At 60.8% G+C, this 19,301-nt stretch carries 16 protein-coding genes; 4 read left to right on the top strand and 12 right to left on the bottom strand.

The annotated features are described in order from the left end of the window. Nucleotides 1–12 precede the first annotated feature (12 nt). The 12 genes from pgaA to OC445_RS09255 form a co-directional block, all read right to left on the bottom strand. Complete coding sequence (gene pgaA, locus OC445_RS09200) at nt 13–2,493, bottom strand: poly-beta-1,6 N-acetyl-D-glucosamine export porin PgaA (RefSeq protein WP_089042756.1); 2,481 nt, start codon at nt 2,491–2,493, stop codon at nt 13–15. A gap of 336 nt (nt 2,494–2,829) precedes the next feature. Further along, a complete protein-coding gene (locus OC445_RS09205) occupies nt 2,830–4,326 on the bottom strand; it encodes a YdgA family protein (RefSeq protein ID WP_034125427.1) in 1,497 nt (498 codons plus the stop codon). A gap of 252 nt (nt 4,327–4,578) precedes the next feature. After that, nucleotides 4,579–5,211 (bottom strand): hypothetical protein, encoded by a 633-nt coding sequence (locus OC445_RS09210; protein WP_054896844.1) that lies wholly within the window; start codon nt 5,209–5,211, stop codon nt 4,579–4,581. Nucleotides 5,212–5,292: 81 nt separating this feature from the next. Next, complete coding sequence (locus OC445_RS09215) at nt 5,293–6,735, bottom strand: efflux transporter outer membrane subunit (protein WP_032894227.1); 1,443 nt, start codon at nt 6,733–6,735, stop codon at nt 5,293–5,295. After that, the gene (locus OC445_RS09220) at nt 6,732–7,622 is read right to left on the bottom strand and encodes an efflux RND transporter periplasmic adaptor subunit (protein WP_032878498.1); all 891 of its coding nucleotides are present in this window, start codon (nt 7,620–7,622) and stop codon (nt 6,732–6,734) included. The genes OC445_RS09215 and OC445_RS09220 overlap by 4 nt, the downstream gene beginning before the upstream one ends. Further along, nucleotides 7,619–7,828, bottom strand: a complete 210-nt coding sequence (locus OC445_RS09225; protein WP_003187469.1) for a DUF1656 domain-containing protein — start codon at nt 7,826–7,828, stop codon at nt 7,619–7,621. Before OC445_RS09225 ends, OC445_RS09220 begins: the two co-directional genes overlap by 4 nt. Next, nucleotides 7,825–9,903 (bottom strand): FUSC family protein, encoded by a 2,079-nt coding sequence (locus OC445_RS09230; protein ID WP_089042755.1) that lies wholly within the window; start codon nt 9,901–9,903, stop codon nt 7,825–7,827. Before OC445_RS09230 ends, OC445_RS09225 begins: the two co-directional genes overlap by 4 nt. Then, nucleotides 9,900–10,319 (bottom strand): MarR family winged helix-turn-helix transcriptional regulator, encoded by a 420-nt coding sequence (locus OC445_RS09235; RefSeq protein WP_034125424.1) that lies wholly within the window; start codon nt 10,317–10,319, stop codon nt 9,900–9,902. The genes OC445_RS09230 and OC445_RS09235 overlap by 4 nt, the downstream gene beginning before the upstream one ends. Before the next feature lie 285 nt (nt 10,320–10,604). After that, complete coding sequence (locus OC445_RS09240) at nt 10,605–10,889, bottom strand: hypothetical protein (RefSeq protein WP_125919887.1); 285 nt, start codon at nt 10,887–10,889, stop codon at nt 10,605–10,607. Between the two features lie 100 nt (nt 10,890–10,989). Next, nucleotides 10,990–12,462: a Fic family protein gene (locus OC445_RS09245; protein WP_057977815.1), complete on the bottom strand. Its 1,473-nt coding sequence runs from the start codon at nt 12,460–12,462 to the stop codon at nt 10,990–10,992. Between the two features lie 101 nt (nt 12,463–12,563). Next, nucleotides 12,564–12,809, bottom strand: a complete 246-nt coding sequence (locus tag OC445_RS09250; protein WP_057977813.1) for a DUF2789 domain-containing protein — start codon at nt 12,807–12,809, stop codon at nt 12,564–12,566. 32 nt (nt 12,810–12,841) lie between these two features. Beyond that, nucleotides 12,842–14,422 (bottom strand): glycosyltransferase family 39 protein, encoded by a 1,581-nt coding sequence (locus OC445_RS09255; RefSeq protein ID WP_198790412.1) that lies wholly within the window; start codon nt 14,420–14,422, stop codon nt 12,842–12,844. 194 nt (nt 14,423–14,616) lie between these two features. Here OC445_RS09255 and OC445_RS09260 point away from each other — a divergent pair, with 194 nt between their 5' ends. The 4 genes from OC445_RS09260 to OC445_RS09275 all read left to right on the top strand — a co-directional run bounded on the left by OC445_RS09260 (nt 14,617) and on the right by OC445_RS09275 (nt 19,243). Then, nucleotides 14,617–16,779 (top strand): outer membrane assembly lipoprotein YfiO, encoded by a 2,163-nt coding sequence (locus OC445_RS09260; RefSeq protein ID WP_262020069.1) that lies wholly within the window; start codon nt 14,617–14,619, stop codon nt 16,777–16,779. Continuing rightward, nucleotides 16,776–17,480, top strand: coding sequence for a DUF3142 domain-containing protein (locus OC445_RS09265; protein ID WP_127880576.1), 705 nt, complete (start codon nt 16,776–16,778; stop codon nt 17,478–17,480). Before OC445_RS09260 ends, OC445_RS09265 begins: the two co-directional genes overlap by 4 nt. Before the next feature lie 205 nt (nt 17,481–17,685). Further along, entirely contained in the window at nt 17,686–18,045 is a 360-nt protein-coding gene (locus tag OC445_RS09270) for a helix-turn-helix domain-containing protein (protein WP_198790410.1), read from the top strand. Beyond that, complete coding sequence (locus tag OC445_RS09275) at nt 18,023–19,243, top strand: type II toxin-antitoxin system HipA family toxin (RefSeq protein WP_198790506.1); 1,221 nt, start codon at nt 18,023–18,025, stop codon at nt 19,241–19,243. Before OC445_RS09270 ends, OC445_RS09275 begins: the two co-directional genes overlap by 23 nt. Nucleotides 19,244–19,301: the final 58 nt, after the last annotated feature.

A 19,301-nucleotide genomic window follows, 5' to 3' on the forward strand; every position in this document is an offset into this window, starting at 1 on the left:
GGTCAGGCTCTTTTAGAAACGGTAAGTGAGGTCGACGAGCAGGCGCAGATCGCGTTCGCGATCACCGTCATAAGGTCGGCTGATCAGGCTGAGGTTGGCGCCCATTTCCAGTACGTCATTCCAGCGATAGCGTTGGCCGTAGCCAATCAGGCCAATACCGCCGGTGGAGTAGTCACGCTGGCTGTAGGTACCCGCGCCGATTTGGAACTGCTGACTCCACTGGGTTTCGTAGCGGTGATAGAGCACGTGATTGACGTTGATCATGGGCAACACCGTGAAGTCCGACTTCGGGTTGAAGTACACGGTGTCTTCCTTGCTGTTGCGGCTGGCGCCCACTTCCAGGCCCAGGTCCACTTGCACATGGGGCGAGCTGTAGAGGCCCTCGCGGCCGGTGAGCAATGCTTCGAAGCGGTCGTTGCCGTCGCTGAAATGGGACGGGCTGAGGGTCAGTTTCCACTCGCGGCTTTCGTTGGCGCGCCAGCGGATAAAACCGCTGCCGCCGTTGGCTGTGACACCGTCATTCAGGGCCCGCAACGGCGTGGTGCTGAGCAAATAGCCAAGGCTGCCGCCGTATTGCCAGTGGTCGTTGATGTCGCGGGCAATCGACACGCTGGCGCCTTGCTTGGAACCGTCGCCATAGGAATGGTTGGACACTTCGGCTTCGATGGTCATGTCACGGGTGCGACGCTCCACGCCCACGCGCTGCCAGCGATGTTGGCCAGTGCCCTCCTGGAAGTCGGCGGTGGCATAGCCGGCACCGGCGAACAGGCGCCAGTCTTCGTCGATGGGAGGCGTGTAGATCACGCTTTCAATGCCCCAGTCTCGGCTGCCGGAGACGGCACCAGCGTCGTTGTTATTGCCGCCACCGTAGCTCTTGCCGGTGTAGGCCTCGACACGCAACTCGGCCATGTCGTGCACATCGCGCAGGCGGCTCAGGCGCTGCACCTGACGGTTGTCCGGGTTACGGGCGAGCACGTCGTCGGTGAGCGCGTCCATCTGCCGCCATTCTTGCAAGTCCATGGCGGTATAGGCCTGGGAGACTTCCAGGCCGATATCGCGGGGAGCCTGGGTTTCGGTTTCCTTGAGCGTGCCTTCGGCGCGACGCGGCCAGTCGCGGGCGCGGTACATGTCGGCCTGGGCCAGACGCAGGCCCACATTGCCCGGTGCCTTGGCCACCAGGGCTTCCAGGCTGGCTTCGCTGCCGGGCAGGTCACCGCCATAGGTACCGGCCTGGGCGGATAATTGTTGGGCGTCCATCCAGTTGTCATTGGGGTTACCAATGGGCAAGCCCTTGAGCTCAACGCGGGGGTTTTGCTCCTTGGCCAGGTTGTTGGCGACCTGGCGAGCCTCTTCGACCTTGTCGCTTTCCAACAAGGCGTAGAACAGCGCCGTACTGTCATCGACCCGATAGCTGGCATCGGTGTCGGGGGCGGTGAGTACCTGGCGGTACAACGGCTCGGCCTTTTCCGGCTGGCGCTGTTCCAGGTAAGAGCCGGCAACCCAACGCAACGCGTAGGTAGGCAGTTGCACGCCTTCGCCAGTGAGGGTCTGGTAATCGCGGATCACCTCGGCATGCCGTGCTCGCGCTTTGAGCGCGCCCAGGCGGTCAATGCGCCAGCGGATGACGTCGTCCTTGGCTGTGGCGTCCGGCGCCCAGCGACTGATCAGTTTGTCGTAGTCCTGCAGGGCACGGTCTGCGATGACGTAGCGTTCCTTCTCGCTGCGTGTGGCGAACTCAGCCATGCGCACACGCTCGGCGGCAAGGTCACCTTCGAGGCGGCGCTGGGTGACTGCGTCCACCAGCCCCGGGCGCTTGGCCGAGAGGCGCAGTGCCGGCTCCGGCAGCCGCGCCTTTTGCAGGGCAACGATGTATTCACGCGCCACTTCGGGTTTATCGCCCGCCCGGATAAAGGCTTGGTCGAATTCGAACAGCGCGTCGTAGTTCAGGCCGGCACGTGTCAGCGCATATCCCAGGGCCATGCGGCGATTGGGGTCATTGGGTTGCGCCGCCACCAGCGTGCGCAGGCGTTGTACCGCTTCGTTGGCTTTGCCGCCATCGGCCTGGGTGAGGGCCTGGCCCAGTTGCAGGTCGACGTTATTGGGTTCACGCAGCAGCGCCTGGCGATAGACCGCTTCGGCCTGAGCCCACTGCTTTTGATTGCGATAAGTGCGCGCCACCGTGGCGAGTGCCTGGGTGGTGAGGTTGCGATGCTTGCCTTGCGCCTCGTAAACCTTGAGCACTTCAGCATCTTGCCCGGCCCAGCCGGCGATCACCAGGTGGTCGCTGACCTGGCCTGGGGTCTGGCGTTCGGCGGAGAGTTGGCGAAGTTGGGTCAGCGCCGGCGTGAAGTGACCGTTGCGGGCCTGGATGATCAGAGCGTCGTAGGCAGGGTCGGCAAATGCAAGGCCTGGGACCAGCAATTGGCTGCACAGTGCGGCTCCGATAAGCAGACGCAACCGGCCTGAGGCACTGTAGGGGTGGTTTCGCAGCATGTCGTGAGCTTCCTTACACACGGAAAGCTCTAACGATAGATGGTCCTGAGCGAAACGCTTCAGGGTGTCGGCGTCTCGGGACCCGACCTAGCTTTCCTGTAGGAACTATCCCTTAGGGAAGTAGGGGGAAGCACAATTCAGAACAATTGTTCAGAATTGTACGACCGCGATTTTTTGCCCTCACACAAAACAAAAGTGGGAGCCGGGTTTGTGTGGGAGCCGGGCTTGCCCGCGATGCAGGCACCTCGGTCGTCCAGCCAGACCGGGGCGATGCTATCGCAGGCAAGCCAGCTCCCACACAAGCCAGCTCCCACATTTTTTTATCGCATTTCAGGTTTATTGGGCGCCGCTGACCGCACCGGCTTTGGACATCACAAAGCTGAGGAACTGCTCAACGGTCATCTTCTGGCCGTTGAAGGTCACCTCGTTGTTGGCGTAGTGCAGCTTGGAAACCACGTCGGTGCCCACCAGGGTCGCCAGTTGAGTACCGACCGCCATGCTGCTGACCATCTCAGCCGCCATCTGCGATTGCTGTTCGATGGCTTGCGGGTCGGTCACGCCGCCCACCTGGGCTTGCAGGGCCGCCACGTCGCTGATCATCGGCTTGGACAGGGTCAGGTTGGCATCCAGCAGCGAGACCATTTGCTTGCCCAGTTCAACCGGCGGCAGCTCCATGGACGTTGGCTTGGCCAGGTCCACCACCAGGTTGAACTTGCTTTCGCCACGGGTGGTTTTGAGCGACAGGTTTTCCACGGCCAGTTGCGGCTTGGCGGCCAGCACCTGGTTGACGTTGGCTTCCGCAAGGGCTTGCTCGGCTTCGGTCATTTGCAGCTCCGGCACCGGTTGACCGGCAGCAGCGGCAGCTTGCACCGGTTGCATCTTGTCCTGGTAGAGCTTGGTCAGCACCAGCATCGCCGGAATGTCGACGTTCTTCATGCTCACGGCCATGGCGGCCGAACCGACTGCTTTGCCCTGGTAGCCGATCTCGTCGATCTTGTAGTCGACGCGGCCAGCCAGGTTGTTGTCCTTGGTTTCGCTGGAGTCTTTCTGCTCGAAACCCTTGAGGGTCAGCACGGCTTTCTGCGGGCCGAAGGTGACCTTGGTGTCGGTCAGCTCCACGGTGTTCTGGCCGGTGTAGAAACCGAAGGTGGTTTTTTCCAGGTTGCTGGCGACGGTCAGGCCGGCCAGCTCCGCTTCGAACGGTGCGCCTTCGGCGTCCACTGCGGCAACCTTGAGGCTGTTCATGAAGCCTTCGGCCTTGACCTTCTGGCCTTCGGCGCTGCTGTCGAAGTTGAGGTTGGCGCCGGAGAAGCTCACCGAGGAAGTGGCGTCCTTGAACTCCAGGGGCAGCAATTCGATGTTGCCGCTGACCGAACGGCTATAGCCGATATTCGCCACGCCTTTGAGCGGCGACACGTCTTTGCTGGCGGCGAACCATTTTTCGGTGGTGGGGTTCTTTTCCAGTTCGTAGTGACTGGTGGCCATGACCGGCAACCACTTGAGGGTCACCAGGCGCGAGAACGGCAGCGGGCCGTGTTCGATATGGTCGACGAACAGCAATTCGGGGTTCGGGTTGTCTTCGCCGAACACGCTGCCTTGGCCCTTGAGGCGATAGTGCGCGGTGCTGCTGAACACGCCACGGTCCAGGGACACCAGCTCCAGGGTCACGCTGCCATCGACGCCGGCCATGGAGGTCTGCAGTTCTTTATTGGCGCTCTGGATAGCGGTTTGCAGGACCGGCTCCAGTTGTTTACCGGTGTACCAGGCACCGCCCGCACTGACGGCGCCGACGGCGACAACAAAACCCAAGAAAACAACGGCTGGCTTATTCATGAAGTGACCTGATCAAATCCTGTGAGAAGTGGGCTGTCTTCCTTGAACCCTGTAGGGGTTCCTGTAGGAGCGAGCGTGCTCGCGAACAACGCATGGGCACCGCGTTCATTCAGAATGCCCGCGTTATCGTTGGCGTCTTTCGCGAGCAAGCTCGCTCCTACAGTCGTGGCCCGTGTGGCCAAAGGCTGGGGAAGATTAGCACTGGCGGGCGTAAACGGCCCAACCTTTCAGAGGGATCAGTTCAGCAGGAGTTCAGGAGTACTCCTGTTCGACTTCATCCAGTTGGTGATCAAAACTCTTCAAGCGTGCGGTCCAGGTGTACACCAGCACCTCGAACTCGCGATGTATCACGGCATTGCCGGGGGTGTCGGCCTTGGGGTCGCAAAAGTCCAGCTGGTAGCGCTCGCGGGCCATTTGCGTGGCCACGTCGGACAATTCCCGCGCGTTATCCAGCCAGTGCCTACCGTCGGCAACCTGCCGATCCAGCAGCACACATTGTTTTTTCAGGATTTCGAGGCTTTTTTCCAGCGGCGTGCCGGTGAGGTCGCCCATGACTTCCTGGAACGTGCGCCCCGGCTGCCAGTAACTGCCCCAGAAATAGCGATCGAACACGGTTTCGACACGGCGCAGGGCGACCTTGGTGTCCCAGATCGCCACGCGGGTCTTGCCCTGTTCGAGGAGTTTTTTCTTCACGCGCTGGTTTTGATACGACGCCCAGGCCACCACGCCGATGGACAAGGTGCCGATCACCAGGCAGGCGCTGTCGAGGAACACCATGGCCTTGTCGAGTTGATGGGCGAGCATGACGCCGTAAAAATACGCGGCCGATAACAAAACCAGTGCGAAGAGCACGCACCAGAAAGCGGGAGCATAAGGGTTTTTCATTCTTGGAATCCCCATGAGCAAACGCGAGCTTTGTCGGGTGAGGCGCCAGCGGGCCTCACCCAAGAAAGCATAGCAATCACCTCACGGTTTGCCGGGTTTTTCCCCTTGCGTTCGTCCGCTTTCCCAACCGCCGCCCAGGGCCAGGAACAGGTCGATCTGGCTCATGGCAACCTGGGTGTTGGCCGCCGCCAGTTGCGCACGCATATCGGTGTAGGTGCGCGTGGCTTGCAGGTCGGCCAGGAAGGATTCGCGGCCGGCCTGGAAGAAGCGATGGGTCTGGCCGGCGGCTTCTCGCGCCGACTGTTCGGCGTCGGCCAGGGCGTCGCGGCGTTGCAACACGGCGGTGTATTGGGCCAGGCCGGTCTGGGTTTCGCGGATGGCGTTGAGCACCACGCCGTCGAAGTGGGCCAGGGCGCCCTGGGTCGCGGCTTCAGCTTCATGCACGCGGGCGCGAGCGCCGTTGGTCGGTACAGTCCAGCTGATCATCGGGCCAAAGCCCCAGCGGTTGGTGGCAGGCGTGCCGAGGTTTTCCAGCAGGCCGACGGTGCCGACCGTGGCGCCGATGCTGATATCCGGGTACAACGCGCCGGTCGCCACGCCAATACGCGCCGTGGCGGCGGCCAGCTGGCGTTCGGCCTGGCGCACATCAGGGCGACGCTTGAGCAGCGTGGCGCCATCGCCTACCGGCAGCAGTTGAGCAATATGTGGCAGCTCGGCACAGGTGCCCGTGCCGGCTGGCAGTTGGTCGACAGGTTTGGCCAGCAACATCGACAGCCGGAACAGCGCCGCCTGACGCGAGGCTTCATAACGCGGTATGTCGGCACGCAGGGATTTGTATTGGGTTTGCGAACGTGTCACCTGGGTCTCATCGCCACGCCCGGCATCTCGCAAGCGCTGGGTCAGTTTGGTGCTCTGGGCTTGCAGGTCGAGGGACTCGTTGGCAATCGCCAGTTCTTCGTTGGCCGCGCACACCTGGGTATAGGAGCGCACCACATCGGCCACCAGGGTGATGCGGGCGATATCCGCCGCGGCCTGGGTGGCATCGGCGCTGGCCTGGGCGCTTTCGATGCCGCGCTGCAAGGTGCCGAAGAGGTCGAATTGATAGGACGTGGTAATCCCGACGCTACCGATATTGCCTACCGGGACTTTGTCCGGCAGCAAGAAGGCCTCGCCAGATTCCTGCAAACGCTGGGCCTCGGCCTTGACGCCGGCACTCCAGCCGCCAGCGGATTCGGCCTGCTGCACCTGATAACGCGAGCGCTGCAAGTTGGCGGCGGCCACGCGCAGGTCGGTGTTGGAGGCCATGGCCTGGCGCACCAGTTCGTCCAGGCGCGGGTCTTTGTACAGCTTCCACCAATCGGCCGGCACCGGTGCCGAGACGACGTTGCTGCCCTCGCCCATGATCGGCCCTTGCAGGTCGCCACGGTTGACGGCGGCCTGTTCCGGCAGTTTGTAATCGGGCCCCACCACTTGGCAGGCCGACAGCAACAACCCCAGGGAAGCGGTTGCCAGAAGCCGCTTCATGGTTTGTCCCCGTCTTTGACCTTGTCGTCGATGATCGACACCGTCGCGGTGCGCCCGGCGATCATGCGAAAGTCCGCCGGCACGTCATCGAAGGCGATACGCACCGGGATCCGCTGGGCCAGGCGCACCCAGCTGAACGCCGGGTTGACGTTGGGCAACAGGTTGGAGCCGCTGCTGCGGTCGCGGTCTTCGATACCGGCGACGATGCTCTGCACGTGGCCATGCAGGCGCGCGTTGTCGCCGATCACACGGATGTCCACGCCCATGCCGACGTGGATGCCGTCGAGCTTGGTCTCTTCGAAATAGCCGTCGATGTGGAAGGAGTTGCTGTCTACCACCGACAGCACCGGGCGGCCGGCGGTGACGAACTCCTGGGTACGCGGTGCGCGGTCGTTGACGTAGCCGTCCACAGGGCTGCGGATCACCGAGCGGTCGAGGTTGAGTTGGGCGGAGTCCACCGTCACTTGCGCTTCGGCCAGTGCCGATTGGGCGCGGGCGACGCGGGACTGGCTCTCTTCCAGTTGCTCGCTGGGCACCAGGTTGCCCAGGCCACGGTTACGCTTGTACTCGCGCTGGGCCTGGGCCAGGGTTTCCTGGCGGTCGGCCACGGCGGCCTGGGCTTGGCGCAGGGCCAGCTTGAAGCGGTCCTGGTCGACGGCGAAGAGCACCTGGCCCTTGGTCACCAACTGGTTGTCGCGCACGTCAACGCGCTGGATCAGCCCGGAAACGTCCGGGGCGATCTGCACGATGTCGGCACGGATGTGGCCGTCACGGGTCCAGGGCGCAAACATGTAGTACATGACCATGCGCCACACAACGACGACCGCGAAACTCACGATCAACAACGTCAGGACGACACGGCCGATAGTCAAAAAAGGTTTTTTCATGTCATCAAATATCGACTGAGTGAGTCCACCGCGCCCAGCAACAGCGCGTAGAGCCCCACATTGAACAATGCCCGGTGCCAGACCAGGCGATAGAAGTGCATGCGCGTCAACAGCCCGTGCACCACCAGAAACAACACATAAGTAATGCCCATCAGCACCAGCAGCGTGGGCAGGAACACCCCGCTGATATCCAGGTCACCGATCATAAAGGCGCTCCATCAGGTAACGGCGCTTGCATCTCTGTACCGCCAATGAACTCCACACCGGGCAACAGCGCCAGACGCAGGCCGGCCAAGGCGTGCAGCAGATGCAGGCGCGTGTCGTCTTCGTCTTGCAGGCCCTGGCCATTGAGGGCGCGACGCGTGCGGTCCAGGGTCATCAGCAGACCGCTGGGCGCGGGCAAGCGTTCACCCGCCTTGAGGCAGGCCTTGAAGTAACCGCCCACGCCTTCCACCACCTGGTTGAGCAACACCCGTGGCACACCGAGGATGCGTGGCGAGTAGGCCAGCAGGTCGAGCAGGTTCAGCGCCACGCGCAGGTCGCGCAGAGCGATGCCAGTGTCCTGGCCGGTGAGGGCCAGGCGCGGCAGGTGTTGCATCAGGCGGTCGAGCATTTGTACGGCCATGTGCCGGTGCTCGGCCAGGGTGGCGGGCTCGGTGAGGCTGACGATGTCGCGCCAGCTGAAACGGGTGAGGCGCTTGGCCGCCAATTCAGCGCCGAAGGGTCGGGCGATCAACGTCCACACGAACGCGAACAGCAGGCCAACGGGCCCGGCCAGGTTGACGTTGGCGAAGTTGAGAAAGTCCGCGTCATAGGCGCCCTGGATGCTGATGAACGACGATGTGTTCACCAGCGTCAGCAACATGCCCAGGTAGAAGCGTGGCTGAACCGTAAGGGTGCCGATGCAGATAAACGGCACGGCGAAGGCCAGCACCAGCATGGGGAAGTCATGCAGGTTGGGCAGCACCAGAAACAGATACAAGCTGGCGAACAGCACCGACATGGCGGTCCAGAAAAAGAACCGGTAGATCTGCGGTGCCGGATCGTCCATCGAGGCGAAAAAGCTGCAGGCGACGGCGGCAAGGATCACGGCGCTGCCGCCGTCGGTCCAGCCCAGCAAAATCCACAGCACCGAGGCGACAATGATCGCGGTCACGGTGGAGAACGCCGAGTAGAACATCAGCCCACGGTCGAGGAACGGCGTGAGCCGCCCCAGGCGCCAGTGGCGGTAGACGGCGCGCCAGGTGTCCTGGCTTTCACACTGGATGGCGGCTTGCAGGCTACGACAGTCTTGCCACAGGTCGACCCATTCGCCCAGGCGGTACAGGGCGTTGGAGAACAGCAACGTATGACGGTCATCCAGCGCTTCGCCCTGGGGTTGAGCGGCGTCGATCTTGTCGCGCAGCAGGCGCCAGCTTTCCAGTGGCGCGGCTTCGGTGGTGCTTTGCAGCCAGGCGCTGGCATCTTCCAGCAGCGGCGTGAGCTGATCGAGAAACTCTGGCGCACGGTGCTCAATGGCGTACACCGCATCGTCCAAAGCGTCGATCACTGGCAGCAGGTGAATCATGCGCCCGCGCAGTTCCTTGGTGTTGCGTACCGTCTGCGGGCGTGCGCCTTCGTGGGGCAGCTGGCCGATCATCAATTCAAGGGTGTTGAAGGTGGCGACCATGCCGCCGCGCAGGTTGCTGACTTCTTGCGGGTCGACCTTGCGGCTGAGAAAGCGCTGGCTATAGACCTGCGCGTCGCTGAACCACTTGGCCACCGAGCCATCGAACACCGGCATCAGCCGCCGAGGCCAGAACATCGCGCCCACCACCGCTGCGACTGCGATGCCGAGGAAGATTTCTTCGGTACGCGCCTCCGCCACATCCCAGACCGCCAAGGGGTTATCCACCACCGGCAAGGCAATCAGCGGCAAGGTGTAGCCGGCCAGCATCAGGGCGTAGTTATTGGCGGTGCGCAGGTGCATGGACAGAAACAGCAAGGTGCCGGTCCACAACGCAATCACCACCACCAGAATGTAGGGTGACTGCACGAACATCGGCACAAACAGCACCGCCGCCGCCGCGCCCATCAAGGTGCCGATGGCGCGGTACAGGGCTTTGGAACTGGTAGGGCCGACAAACGGGCTGGATACGATATACACCGTGGCCATCGCCCAGTACGGACGCGGCATCTGCATGAGCATGGCGATATACAGCGCGATCATCGACGCGGCGAAAGTACGCACCCCGTAGAACCAATCGCGGGCAGGCGGGAAGCCGGTAAAAAATCCGTTCAAGGCGACACAGCCTCGGCCGCTTCGAAGGCGCGCAATACACGCAGTGCCGCTTGCAGATCGTCGGGGGCGATATCCGCCAACACGTCCTTGCGCAGGCGCACCAGTTGCGCCTCCACCGCCTGCACCAGCTCACGGCCACGCTCGGTAAGACTCAAGGCCTTGGCGCGGCGGTCGTGGATGTCTTCGGTGCGGCAGACGTAACCGTCACCGCACAGCCGGTCGAGCAGGCGCACCAGTGATGGGCTTTCCATACCGGAAGCCTGGGCTACTTTGACCTGGTGTACCCCGTCGCCCAAGCGACCGATCATCAACAACGGCACGGCGCAGGCTTCGGAGATGCCATAGCTCACCAGCGTGGTCTGGCAGATTTTGCGCCAATTACGGGCGCCCACCACCATGCTGCTGCTGAGGCTCATCTGGAGTTGTTCGAGGGATTGAGGCACTGGATAGTTCGCATACAGTTAGTTTGCTAACTATCAATATGGTCGATGCATGGAGCATCGTCAAGTTTTGAAACAATTTCGCAGATGAGTGGTGGGATGTGGCTTGAGTAAAGCGGGTTTTAGGGTAGGCATCAGCAAATCGCTGATATTCGCCATACGACAAACAAAATGTGGGAGCTGGCTTGCCTGCGAAAGCGGTGGTTCAGTTGAATATTCAGTGACTGACACGCCGCCTTCGCGGGCAAGCCCGCTCCCACATTAGGTCAGCGTCAGCATTTTTTGCTCCATCGCCACACGCTCCAGACTTTTAAAATCTCCGACGCAGCGATCAATCCAGCCATTGCCAGTACGTTGTAATGCGGGAAAACTCGAGCGCCAATCAACAGGAGCGAAACGGACGGAATAATGTGCACAAGTCGTAAGGGGGTTTGAAAAAAGACAAGCCACCTGACTGATTTTTTCTGAAGAAAAAACATGGCACAGGATGCGAAAATTGAGGCCTGTAAAACCAACCAACGCCCCCATAAACATGACAATTTGCACATCACTGTGCTCTCGCAAAACATCTGAGGCGCTTATCACATCACTCAGATACGGAATTCCTTTTTTTCAGACGCCTCATCTGGCGTGACTGGATGACCTCTTACTCGCCCATCAACCTCAAGCTCTCCTCCTCAATAAACCCAAACACCTCTTCCGCCACACTGTACTGAAACTGCTTACGCCGATGCTTGGAAAGCTTCCCACCGTTATCCAGGCACATCATCACCAGCTTCGACAGATCGCTGCCGCGCACGTCGTAGCGTTGGTTCACCGCTTTGATCACTTGGTCATAACGGTCGAGGAATTCGGTTTCTTCGCGCAGTTCCACTTCCAGTGCGCGGCGGGCCATTTGCAGGGTGAATTCGACGCAGCGGGTCGCATCCCAGTAGCGATAGATCGAGGGGTGGCCGATGAAGTCGAACGCCATGTGGTCGGCGTCCAGCCAGGTGACGTTCCAGAATTCCCGAGTCGGCTGGGAGAAGGTCTTGAGTGCCTCCAGATAGGCTTGTTCCTCGTGCTTCATGGCGACAGAGACCGGTAGCAGCAAGCCATTTTCCAGTGCGCCGTAGTGGCAGAGCGTCTGGTGAATCAGGAAGCGAGACAGGCGCCCATTCCCGTCCATGAACGGGTGCAGGAAGACGAAACCAAAAGCGGTGACCGCGGCCGCCACTAAAGGATCGACGTCTCGCACGGGCTGGTTGGCGAAGGCCATCAGCTCTTCCATCAATTCCTGGCAAAGCGCGGGAGCTGGCGGCACGTAGCTCACACCGGCTGCGCCGCGTAGCCCGTTGTGCAGATGGTTCTGTTCGTGGCGAAACGCGACGGCTTTGTCAAACGGATTGGAGATGGTGCTGTTTTGCAGCTCGACCAAGTAGTCCTCGGTGAGCAACCGGCCTTCGTGGGCCTGGCGCAGGAGTTGGACGAAGCGGCGGGATTTTTCTTCGCTGGGTTGTTCTTTTTCGATGGCAAATGAGTCGCGGGTTTCGTGCAGGTATGCCCACTGGATGGCGCGGTCCATCATTTCCGGAGGGAGGGTGGCCATGAAGGATTTGGCACGAGCCAATACATCAAGCGCCAACAACGCTTCCAGCTCAGGCGTTCGCTCTACGGTGGCGCAATAATGCAAAGAGCCCAAACCGTTGAAATCCACTCGCCAACGACTGTTGCGAATGCTCGGGCCGGTTACATAGCGCTGGGGATCGAACAAGGGAACAACGCGACCACGAACAGGAAGGGTGTGATCCAGCATTTTCCCGGTAAAGCCTTCCCACAGAAAACAGGCTTTTCGGATAAACGCACCGTTAGGCGAGTCGGCCAGCGCGTCCAAAAACGGTTCTGGGCCGAGCTGTTCAAACACCTGGGCAAGTATCGCCAGGTTCACGCCTTCATGCTTAAGCGCAAATAACACATGCTCAAACAGCGCATGTTGGGCGGGCGCCACCGAATGGGGAACTGCCAGGCAGTCGCCGATCAAGGTAATCCTGGTCACCGGCTTGATCATCGCAGTCCTCAAGGGTGCGATAACCTTTAGATCCAGCGCCTCACACAGATGAGCGTATCCGACTGTTGGCATGGCGATGCTTTCCAGAAAAAATTCACTTAGGCGATTAAAGCCCAGTTTTTTTTACCGCTCACCATTTTTTTTTACATACTCGCCCTTATTTGGATATTTTTTTACACCCCTCGTCCACCCCGCAACATCAGATTCAACTCATCCACCACCACCGCCCAATCCGCATCATCCAGAATCTCTTCACGCAAAAATGCCTTCTGGGCGTCGCTCCAAAAAAACGCATCCGCCAGTTTCAACTCCGGCTTGAGCGGCGAATGAGAGGCGACAAATTGCTCGATACTGACCGGGTCGTGCGGCAAGCCAAGCTGTTTGAACAAAGCCGGTAGGCTGTGCACTGGCGATTCCATGGAGGGTTCCTCATAAGTAGGTTGAAGTGAGTCTAGCGGCAGCCTTCAGGTTGCGGCGCCGGTGCGTTGCATAGCACGAACAACCGCGCCCTGGCGCCACCGCCGTCCTGGCGACTGAGTTCGCGCCAGCCGTTGGGCAGTGGCGCGAATTCATCCGGGGCTTCGTTGCTGCTGATCAACCATACCCGTCGCGTTTGAGCAGGCAGTGCTGAGAGGCGGTCCAGATAGATGCGGCCACCGTCCTGGTCCACCAGTGTGCCGAAACCATAGGCGTTCGGGCGAGTGGCAGTCCCGTCGGGTTTGGGGGGTGTGTAGAGCTGAAGTTGGGCGTCGGTCTGGTCGTAATACACGTAGCTGAGGTACCACATCATGTCGCTGAGGACGATGCGGTCGCCTTCCTGGTAGTTGCGATTGACGAACTCCACCGGCACGTTGAACTGGTCGTGTTCATCCACCTCGAAGTTGTTTTTTAACCCCAGCAGTTCTACGCCAACAAACAGTGCGAACAACGCCACGCCCAGCCAGGACAAACGGGACGGCAAACGGTCGATGGCAAGCGCCAGGACTATCGGCAGGCCTAACGCATACACCGTGAGGTAGCGCTCGATAAACACGGGCGAGATAAAGGACACGCCATAGACCAGCAGCACCGGTAGCAGGCAAAACAGTGCCGGTAGGCGCGCCGCGTTATTGCGCCAGGCCGTCGATACAACCACCACGGCCAGCAGCAGGGGTAACAGCCAGAACAGCGGCGGCCACAGGCCGAGACCGTCATCCTGCAACAGGAACTGCCAGACCATCGACGGTAGCGACAGCAGATTGACCGGCTCTTCCCAACCAATGTCGCCGCCGACTTTGAGCTGTTCGACGTGCTGCACCAGGTCCAGCAGGTTGGGCAGCCAGGGTAGATACAGCAACACTATCGCCACGTTGGCGACCCACCAGGCAGGTCGCGTGATCAAGCGCTGACCCGGCGCCTGCAACCCCAGGTACGCCCAATGCACCAGCACGCACAGCGCAGTGAAGTAGTGGGTATAGAAGCCGGCGCTCATCAGCAGCACATACACAGCCAAATAGCGCGCGCGTTCGGGCTGCCTCACCCAGTACACCAGCGCCAGCGTGGCGCCCAGTAGCCACACGCCCAGCAGCGAATACATACGCACTTCCTGGCTGTAGCGCACCGCAGTGGGCAGTAGAACCAGCAGGATCCCCGCCAGCACGGCTGCGCGTCGGGTGGACAGTTGCCGTGTCAGCCAGATGCCCAGGCCCACGACGGCCACGCCGGGGATCGCACTCAGGCTGCGAATTGAGCCGATGCTGTCGCCGAACACCTCGATCCAACCGCGCAGCAGCAAGAAGTACAGCGGCGGGTGCACATCATGGGCCGCGTGAAACCACAGGTCGGCCAGGGCGTATTCGCTGAGCAACAGGCTGGAGCCTTCGTCGCCCCAGATCGCCGCCGAGGTGAGGTGGTAAAACCGCAGGGCCATGGCCAGCGCCAGGATCGGTACCCACCATAAACGGCTGAGCCAGCCGGCGCCCTCCCAGCTCAAGCGATGAAAGGCAGGCAATGCCTCGACTTTTTCGTGTTGCTCTACCACAGACCGACGCATATCGACTCCGCTACTACTGCCCCTCTTACAGGACAAACACTGCGCATGCGCAAACACCGCCACTCTAGGCCAAAAGCCCTGGCCTCGCTGCTGGAATCGGACAAATCAGCAATTTGTGTAGGCCTTCACCGAAGCACTCGCCGGATCAGGCTATTATTGCCCCTTCTCCAAGGACTCAGGATCAAGGAAACGTTATGCGTATCGGTTTGCTGTCACCTCTGGCCCTGGCCCTGCTGGCCGGTTTTTCCCTACCGGCCCAGGCCAGTTCTGACGACTCGTGCTACCCCGACTGGCGGGTATCGCGTGACAGCTACGAGCCGTGCAGCAACCAGCCGTTTCTCAGCCCTGGCAACGACAGCCGAGTGAACCTGCGCCTGTTGCTGGCCGACAAAAAAGCAGCACCCCTGGCCCCCAATGCCTTGGGCGAAGACGATTTGGCGCAAGGGTTCGGCCCGGTGCCGTTTCCGGTGTACCGCCTGGTGCCGGCTCCGGCCACGAATGAGGAGCCTGACAACAAGGCTGACGATTCACGCACAGCCGAACTCGATACTTTGCTCCAGCCCCTGGGTATCAAGCGCGAGGAGTACAAGACCGCAGGCCAGGCCTTCCTCAATGGCGAAGGCAGCCGTTGCCGCAGCAATGACGATGACAGCGCCACGGCGTTTATCAGCCAGGTGATCAAGGCCCAGATGCCGCCCGCCGAGCGCGATGTGTTGGTCAAAGCACGCCTGCAATTACTGAGCACCTGTGACTGGAGCCGCCAGGTGGTGGACGCGCAGCTGACCCCGTCGGCCAATGCTCAGTTGTTTCGTACCTACTTGCAGGCCGCCGGCGATTTCTACAGCGGGCGCTTCGATTACGCCGAGCGCGGGTTCGCCGCCGCCGCCACCAGCGATGTGCCGTGGCTGAAGGAAACGGCGCTGTACATGACTGCGCGTACGTCGCTGAATCAGGCCCAGGCCGAAGCCTTCGACGAATACGGCATGCCGCAACGCGAGCATGTGGATAAGTCGGCCCTGAGCGATGCCGAGCAAGGCTTTCTCGGTTACCTGAAAACTTACCCACAGGGCGATTACGTCGCCTCCGCCCGTGGGCTCTTGCGCCGTGTGCACTGGCTGGCGAACGACGACGCCAAGCTTGCCGAAGACTTCACCTGGCAATTCACCGAGGCCACCGACGCCCAGCGCAATGTGAGCGTGGACGAACTGGTGGAAGAGGCCGACCTCAAGTTACTGATGGTCGGCAACAAAGCCGCGAACAGCCCGATGCTGCAAGTGGTCAGCGACCTGATGGCGATGCGGGCCCACACCCCGCCGCTGTTGAGCCGCGAAGACCTGGATAAGCAAAAGAGCACCTTCGCCACTGAGCCCGCGCTGTTTGACTTCCTGCAAGCCAGCTATGCCCTGTACGTCGAACACCAACCCGACACGGCCTTGAAGCACCTGCCTGCGGATGTGCCATCGAGCCTGGATTACTTCGCCTTCAGCCAACAGACCCTGCGCGCCCTCGCCCTGGAGGCCAAGCAGGACTGGAAAGGCGCCGAAGCCCTGTGGCTGCAACTGCTGCCGCTGGCCAAGCAACCGCTGCAACGTGACCAGCTGGAGCTGGCATTGGCCATGAACTACGAGCGCAGCGGCCAACTGGCCAAGGTGTTCGCCGCCGACTCACCGATCAGCGCCAAGCAAGTGCGCTACATCCTGCTGCGCAACGTCGCCGGCCCCGACCTGCTACGCCAGCAGATCGCCAACGCCAGCGACCCGATCGAGCGTCAGAGCGCGCAATTCGTGCTCCTCTACAAAGACCTGCTGCGCGGCCAGTACGCCAACTTCGCCGATGACCTCAAGCAGGCCTCGCTCTCTGACGACAAACTCGGCACCAGCCTGGGCTACACCTATACCAGCGGCCAGACCTTGAAGCTGTTCCAATGGAACGGCGACAAGGCCGAATCTGGGTACGCGTGCCCAAGCATCGCGCAAACCGCGGCGACCCTGCAGAACGAGGCCAAAAACCCGCACGCGTTGAACTGCTTCGGTGAATTCATCCTGCGCAACGGCCTGGACGGCATGCCGTTGGAACAACCCCGCGCCGCCGGCAGCCTGGGCAGTACCGCCTCGGACTTCAAGGGTGAAACCTTCTCGCGCCTGGACGGCTACAAACAGGTGATCGCCAACGCCAAGGCGCCGAAAACCGACAAGGCCTATGCGTTGTTCCGCGCCATCAACTGCTACGCGCCGGCCGGCTACAACAGCTGCGGCGGCGAAGACGTTGCGCCGGCAGTGCGCAAAGCATGGTTCCGCCAACTCAAGAGCGGTTTTGCCGATACCCAGTGGGGCAAATCGCTGCAGTACTACTGGTGAAATCGCTGTGGCTAGGCTTGCTGTTGCTGGCAAGCCCGGCTTTTGGCGCCGTTGACGCAGGCGACTACGACGCCTTCTGGCTGTGGAGTGGCGTCACGCCCCAGCCGGTCATCAAGCAGGCAAAAACCCTGTACATCCTGCAAGGCCAGATCAACGCCACGCGCCGCGCACCCCAGCGCGGTGTACAACTGATCGCCCAGGGCATGAGCGTGCCGCGCATTACTCAAGGCGACGTCTGGGTGGTGTACCGCGCCCACACCCTGCGCTGGCCGGAACGGGTCTACACCCAGGTGCTGGGCCAGGTGCAACGCTGGCGTGACGCCGGCAACCCGGTGGTCGGTATCCAGATCGACTTCGATGCCCGCACCCAATACCTGCACGAATACGCCGACTTCCTGCGCGACCTGCGCCAACGCCTGCCCGCCGACCTGCGCCTGAGCATCACCGGGCTGATGGACTGGAGCAGCAACGCCGACCCGGCCGCCATCGCCCAGCTCAAAGGCGTGGTGGATGAAGTGGTGGTGCAGACGTATCAGGGGCGGCACAGCATCCCTGACTATGCCGCGTATTTGCCGCGGATGAATCGGCTGGGCGTGCCGTTCAAGATTGGCTTGATTCAGGGCGGGGAGTGGCAAGAGCCGGGGTATCTGCGGGGCAATGAGTGGTTTCGGGGGTATGTGGTGTTTTTGCAGAATCTTTGAAGTTTGGTAACACCTGTAGGAGCGAGCTTGCTCGCGAAAAACGTCAACGACAACGCGTGTTTCCTGATTGAACGCGGCGCCTGTGAGTTTTTCGCGAGCAAGCTCGCTCCTACAAAAAACCTTAGCATCGAGCCGGTTTTTTGCAGGTGGCCTTAGAGGCTTGGATGATATAAGTTACCTTTATTGCTTTAAAGAGTGATATATCATGCAAGAAACAGCGAAACCCTACCCGCACAAAGGGTACATCTCAGAGAGAAGCGCTGAGCTAATGAGAGGTATCGGGAACGGTATCGAAGTAGCCCGCATTCGTCGCCGGTTGAAAATCTCCACCATATGCAGCCGCGCGGGCATTACGCGGCAGACGTATCAGCGGCTGAGGCAGGGCGAGGCCGGCGTATCCCTCGGCGTGCTGATGAATGTACTTAGCGCGATGGACTTGGAAGAAGGTATGGCGAGCATTGCGTCACCAGAACTTGACCAAGTTGGCATTACCATGAGCCTCGCCCGTGAGCCTGAGCGAATTCGCACTGAAGGAGAACACGATGTCCTGGAAGCCGATTGGTAATGCCTTTGTTTTTTCAGCTCACTTAGTCGGTGACCCGGTCCCTGTTGGCGAAGTGGCCATGCATGGGAATGGATTCGTTTTTCGCTACGCCAACAGTTGGCTCGCACGGCCCGACGCATTTGCGATTGACCCGCTGAGTTTGCCACTGACCCCTAACCAGTATTCCTCGACGCGCATGTTTGGTGTGCTCGACGATGCAACGCCCGATAATTGGGGTCGGCGTGTTCTGCTGGCGACCCACAAACAGCATCCACAAAACGAAGTTGAATGGCTGCTTGCCTCGCGGGGAGCAGGAGTGGGTTGCCTGCTGTTCAGTGCGTCAAGAAGTCAGCTGCCAACCCTGCACCACCCCCCGCAATTTGAAGACCTTGAGAAAATCATGGTGGGCCTTGATCGAGTCGAGAAGGGTGACGTCGACCTGCCTGCGGAAATCGCACGGTTATTCGAGTTTGGGAGTTCCATGGGCGGCGCCAGGCCGAAGGTCACCGTGACCCATGAAGGCAAGGAATGGATAGCTAAACTCGGCCGTAGCGACGATGTGTTCGACCAGCCACGGGCGGAATTCGCCAGCCTTCAAATGGCGGATGCAGCAGGTCTACCCGCAGCCAAGCACAAGTTGGTAGAGGTCGCCGGCAAACCGGTCTTGATGGTCGAGCGTTTTGACCGACATGAAGCCGCTGGTCGCGAGCACTATGTCAGCTGCAACTCTCTGGTAAGCACGGAGAAGCCAAGAATGCGGGTTGATGCGGCTGACGGTGCCGTTTCCTACTCCAGGATCGCCGACGTATTGAAGAAGGTCAGCGACGATGCCACCTTTGACATGCGTGAGCTTTACAAGCGCATGGCCTTCAATGTGCTCATCGGCAATAGCGACGACCACCTGAAACAAACCGGGCTGCTGCTGACCAGCGCCTCGGGCTATTCCCTTGCGCCAGTATTTGACGTGTTGCCCCACCCTACCCAACTAGGCTTGCAGGCGCTCATCATCGGCAATGAAGGCCGGGTATCGTCTGTCAGTAATTTGCTGAGTACGCCTGAACGCTTTGGGTTGGGGGCGGATGAAGCAAGGTCCATCGTCACGGATATGTATGCCGTCGTGCGAGAAGCCTCCGGCTTTTTCGAAGCGGCAGGCTGTAGCGGTGCCGAGGTACGCATGCTTTCCAATGTGTGTACACGATTTGCAGCGGACCTGGTGTAGGGCGGCAACAGAGCGCACCCTTGAAGGGTGCGCGCCGCAGCAAATATCACCTAAACGC

The sequence above is a fragment of the Pseudomonas sp. Pse35 genome, from assembly GCF_024519715.1.
Classification (GTDB): Bacteria; Pseudomonadota; Gammaproteobacteria; order Pseudomonadales; family Pseudomonadaceae; genus Aquipseudomonas; species Aquipseudomonas paracarnis.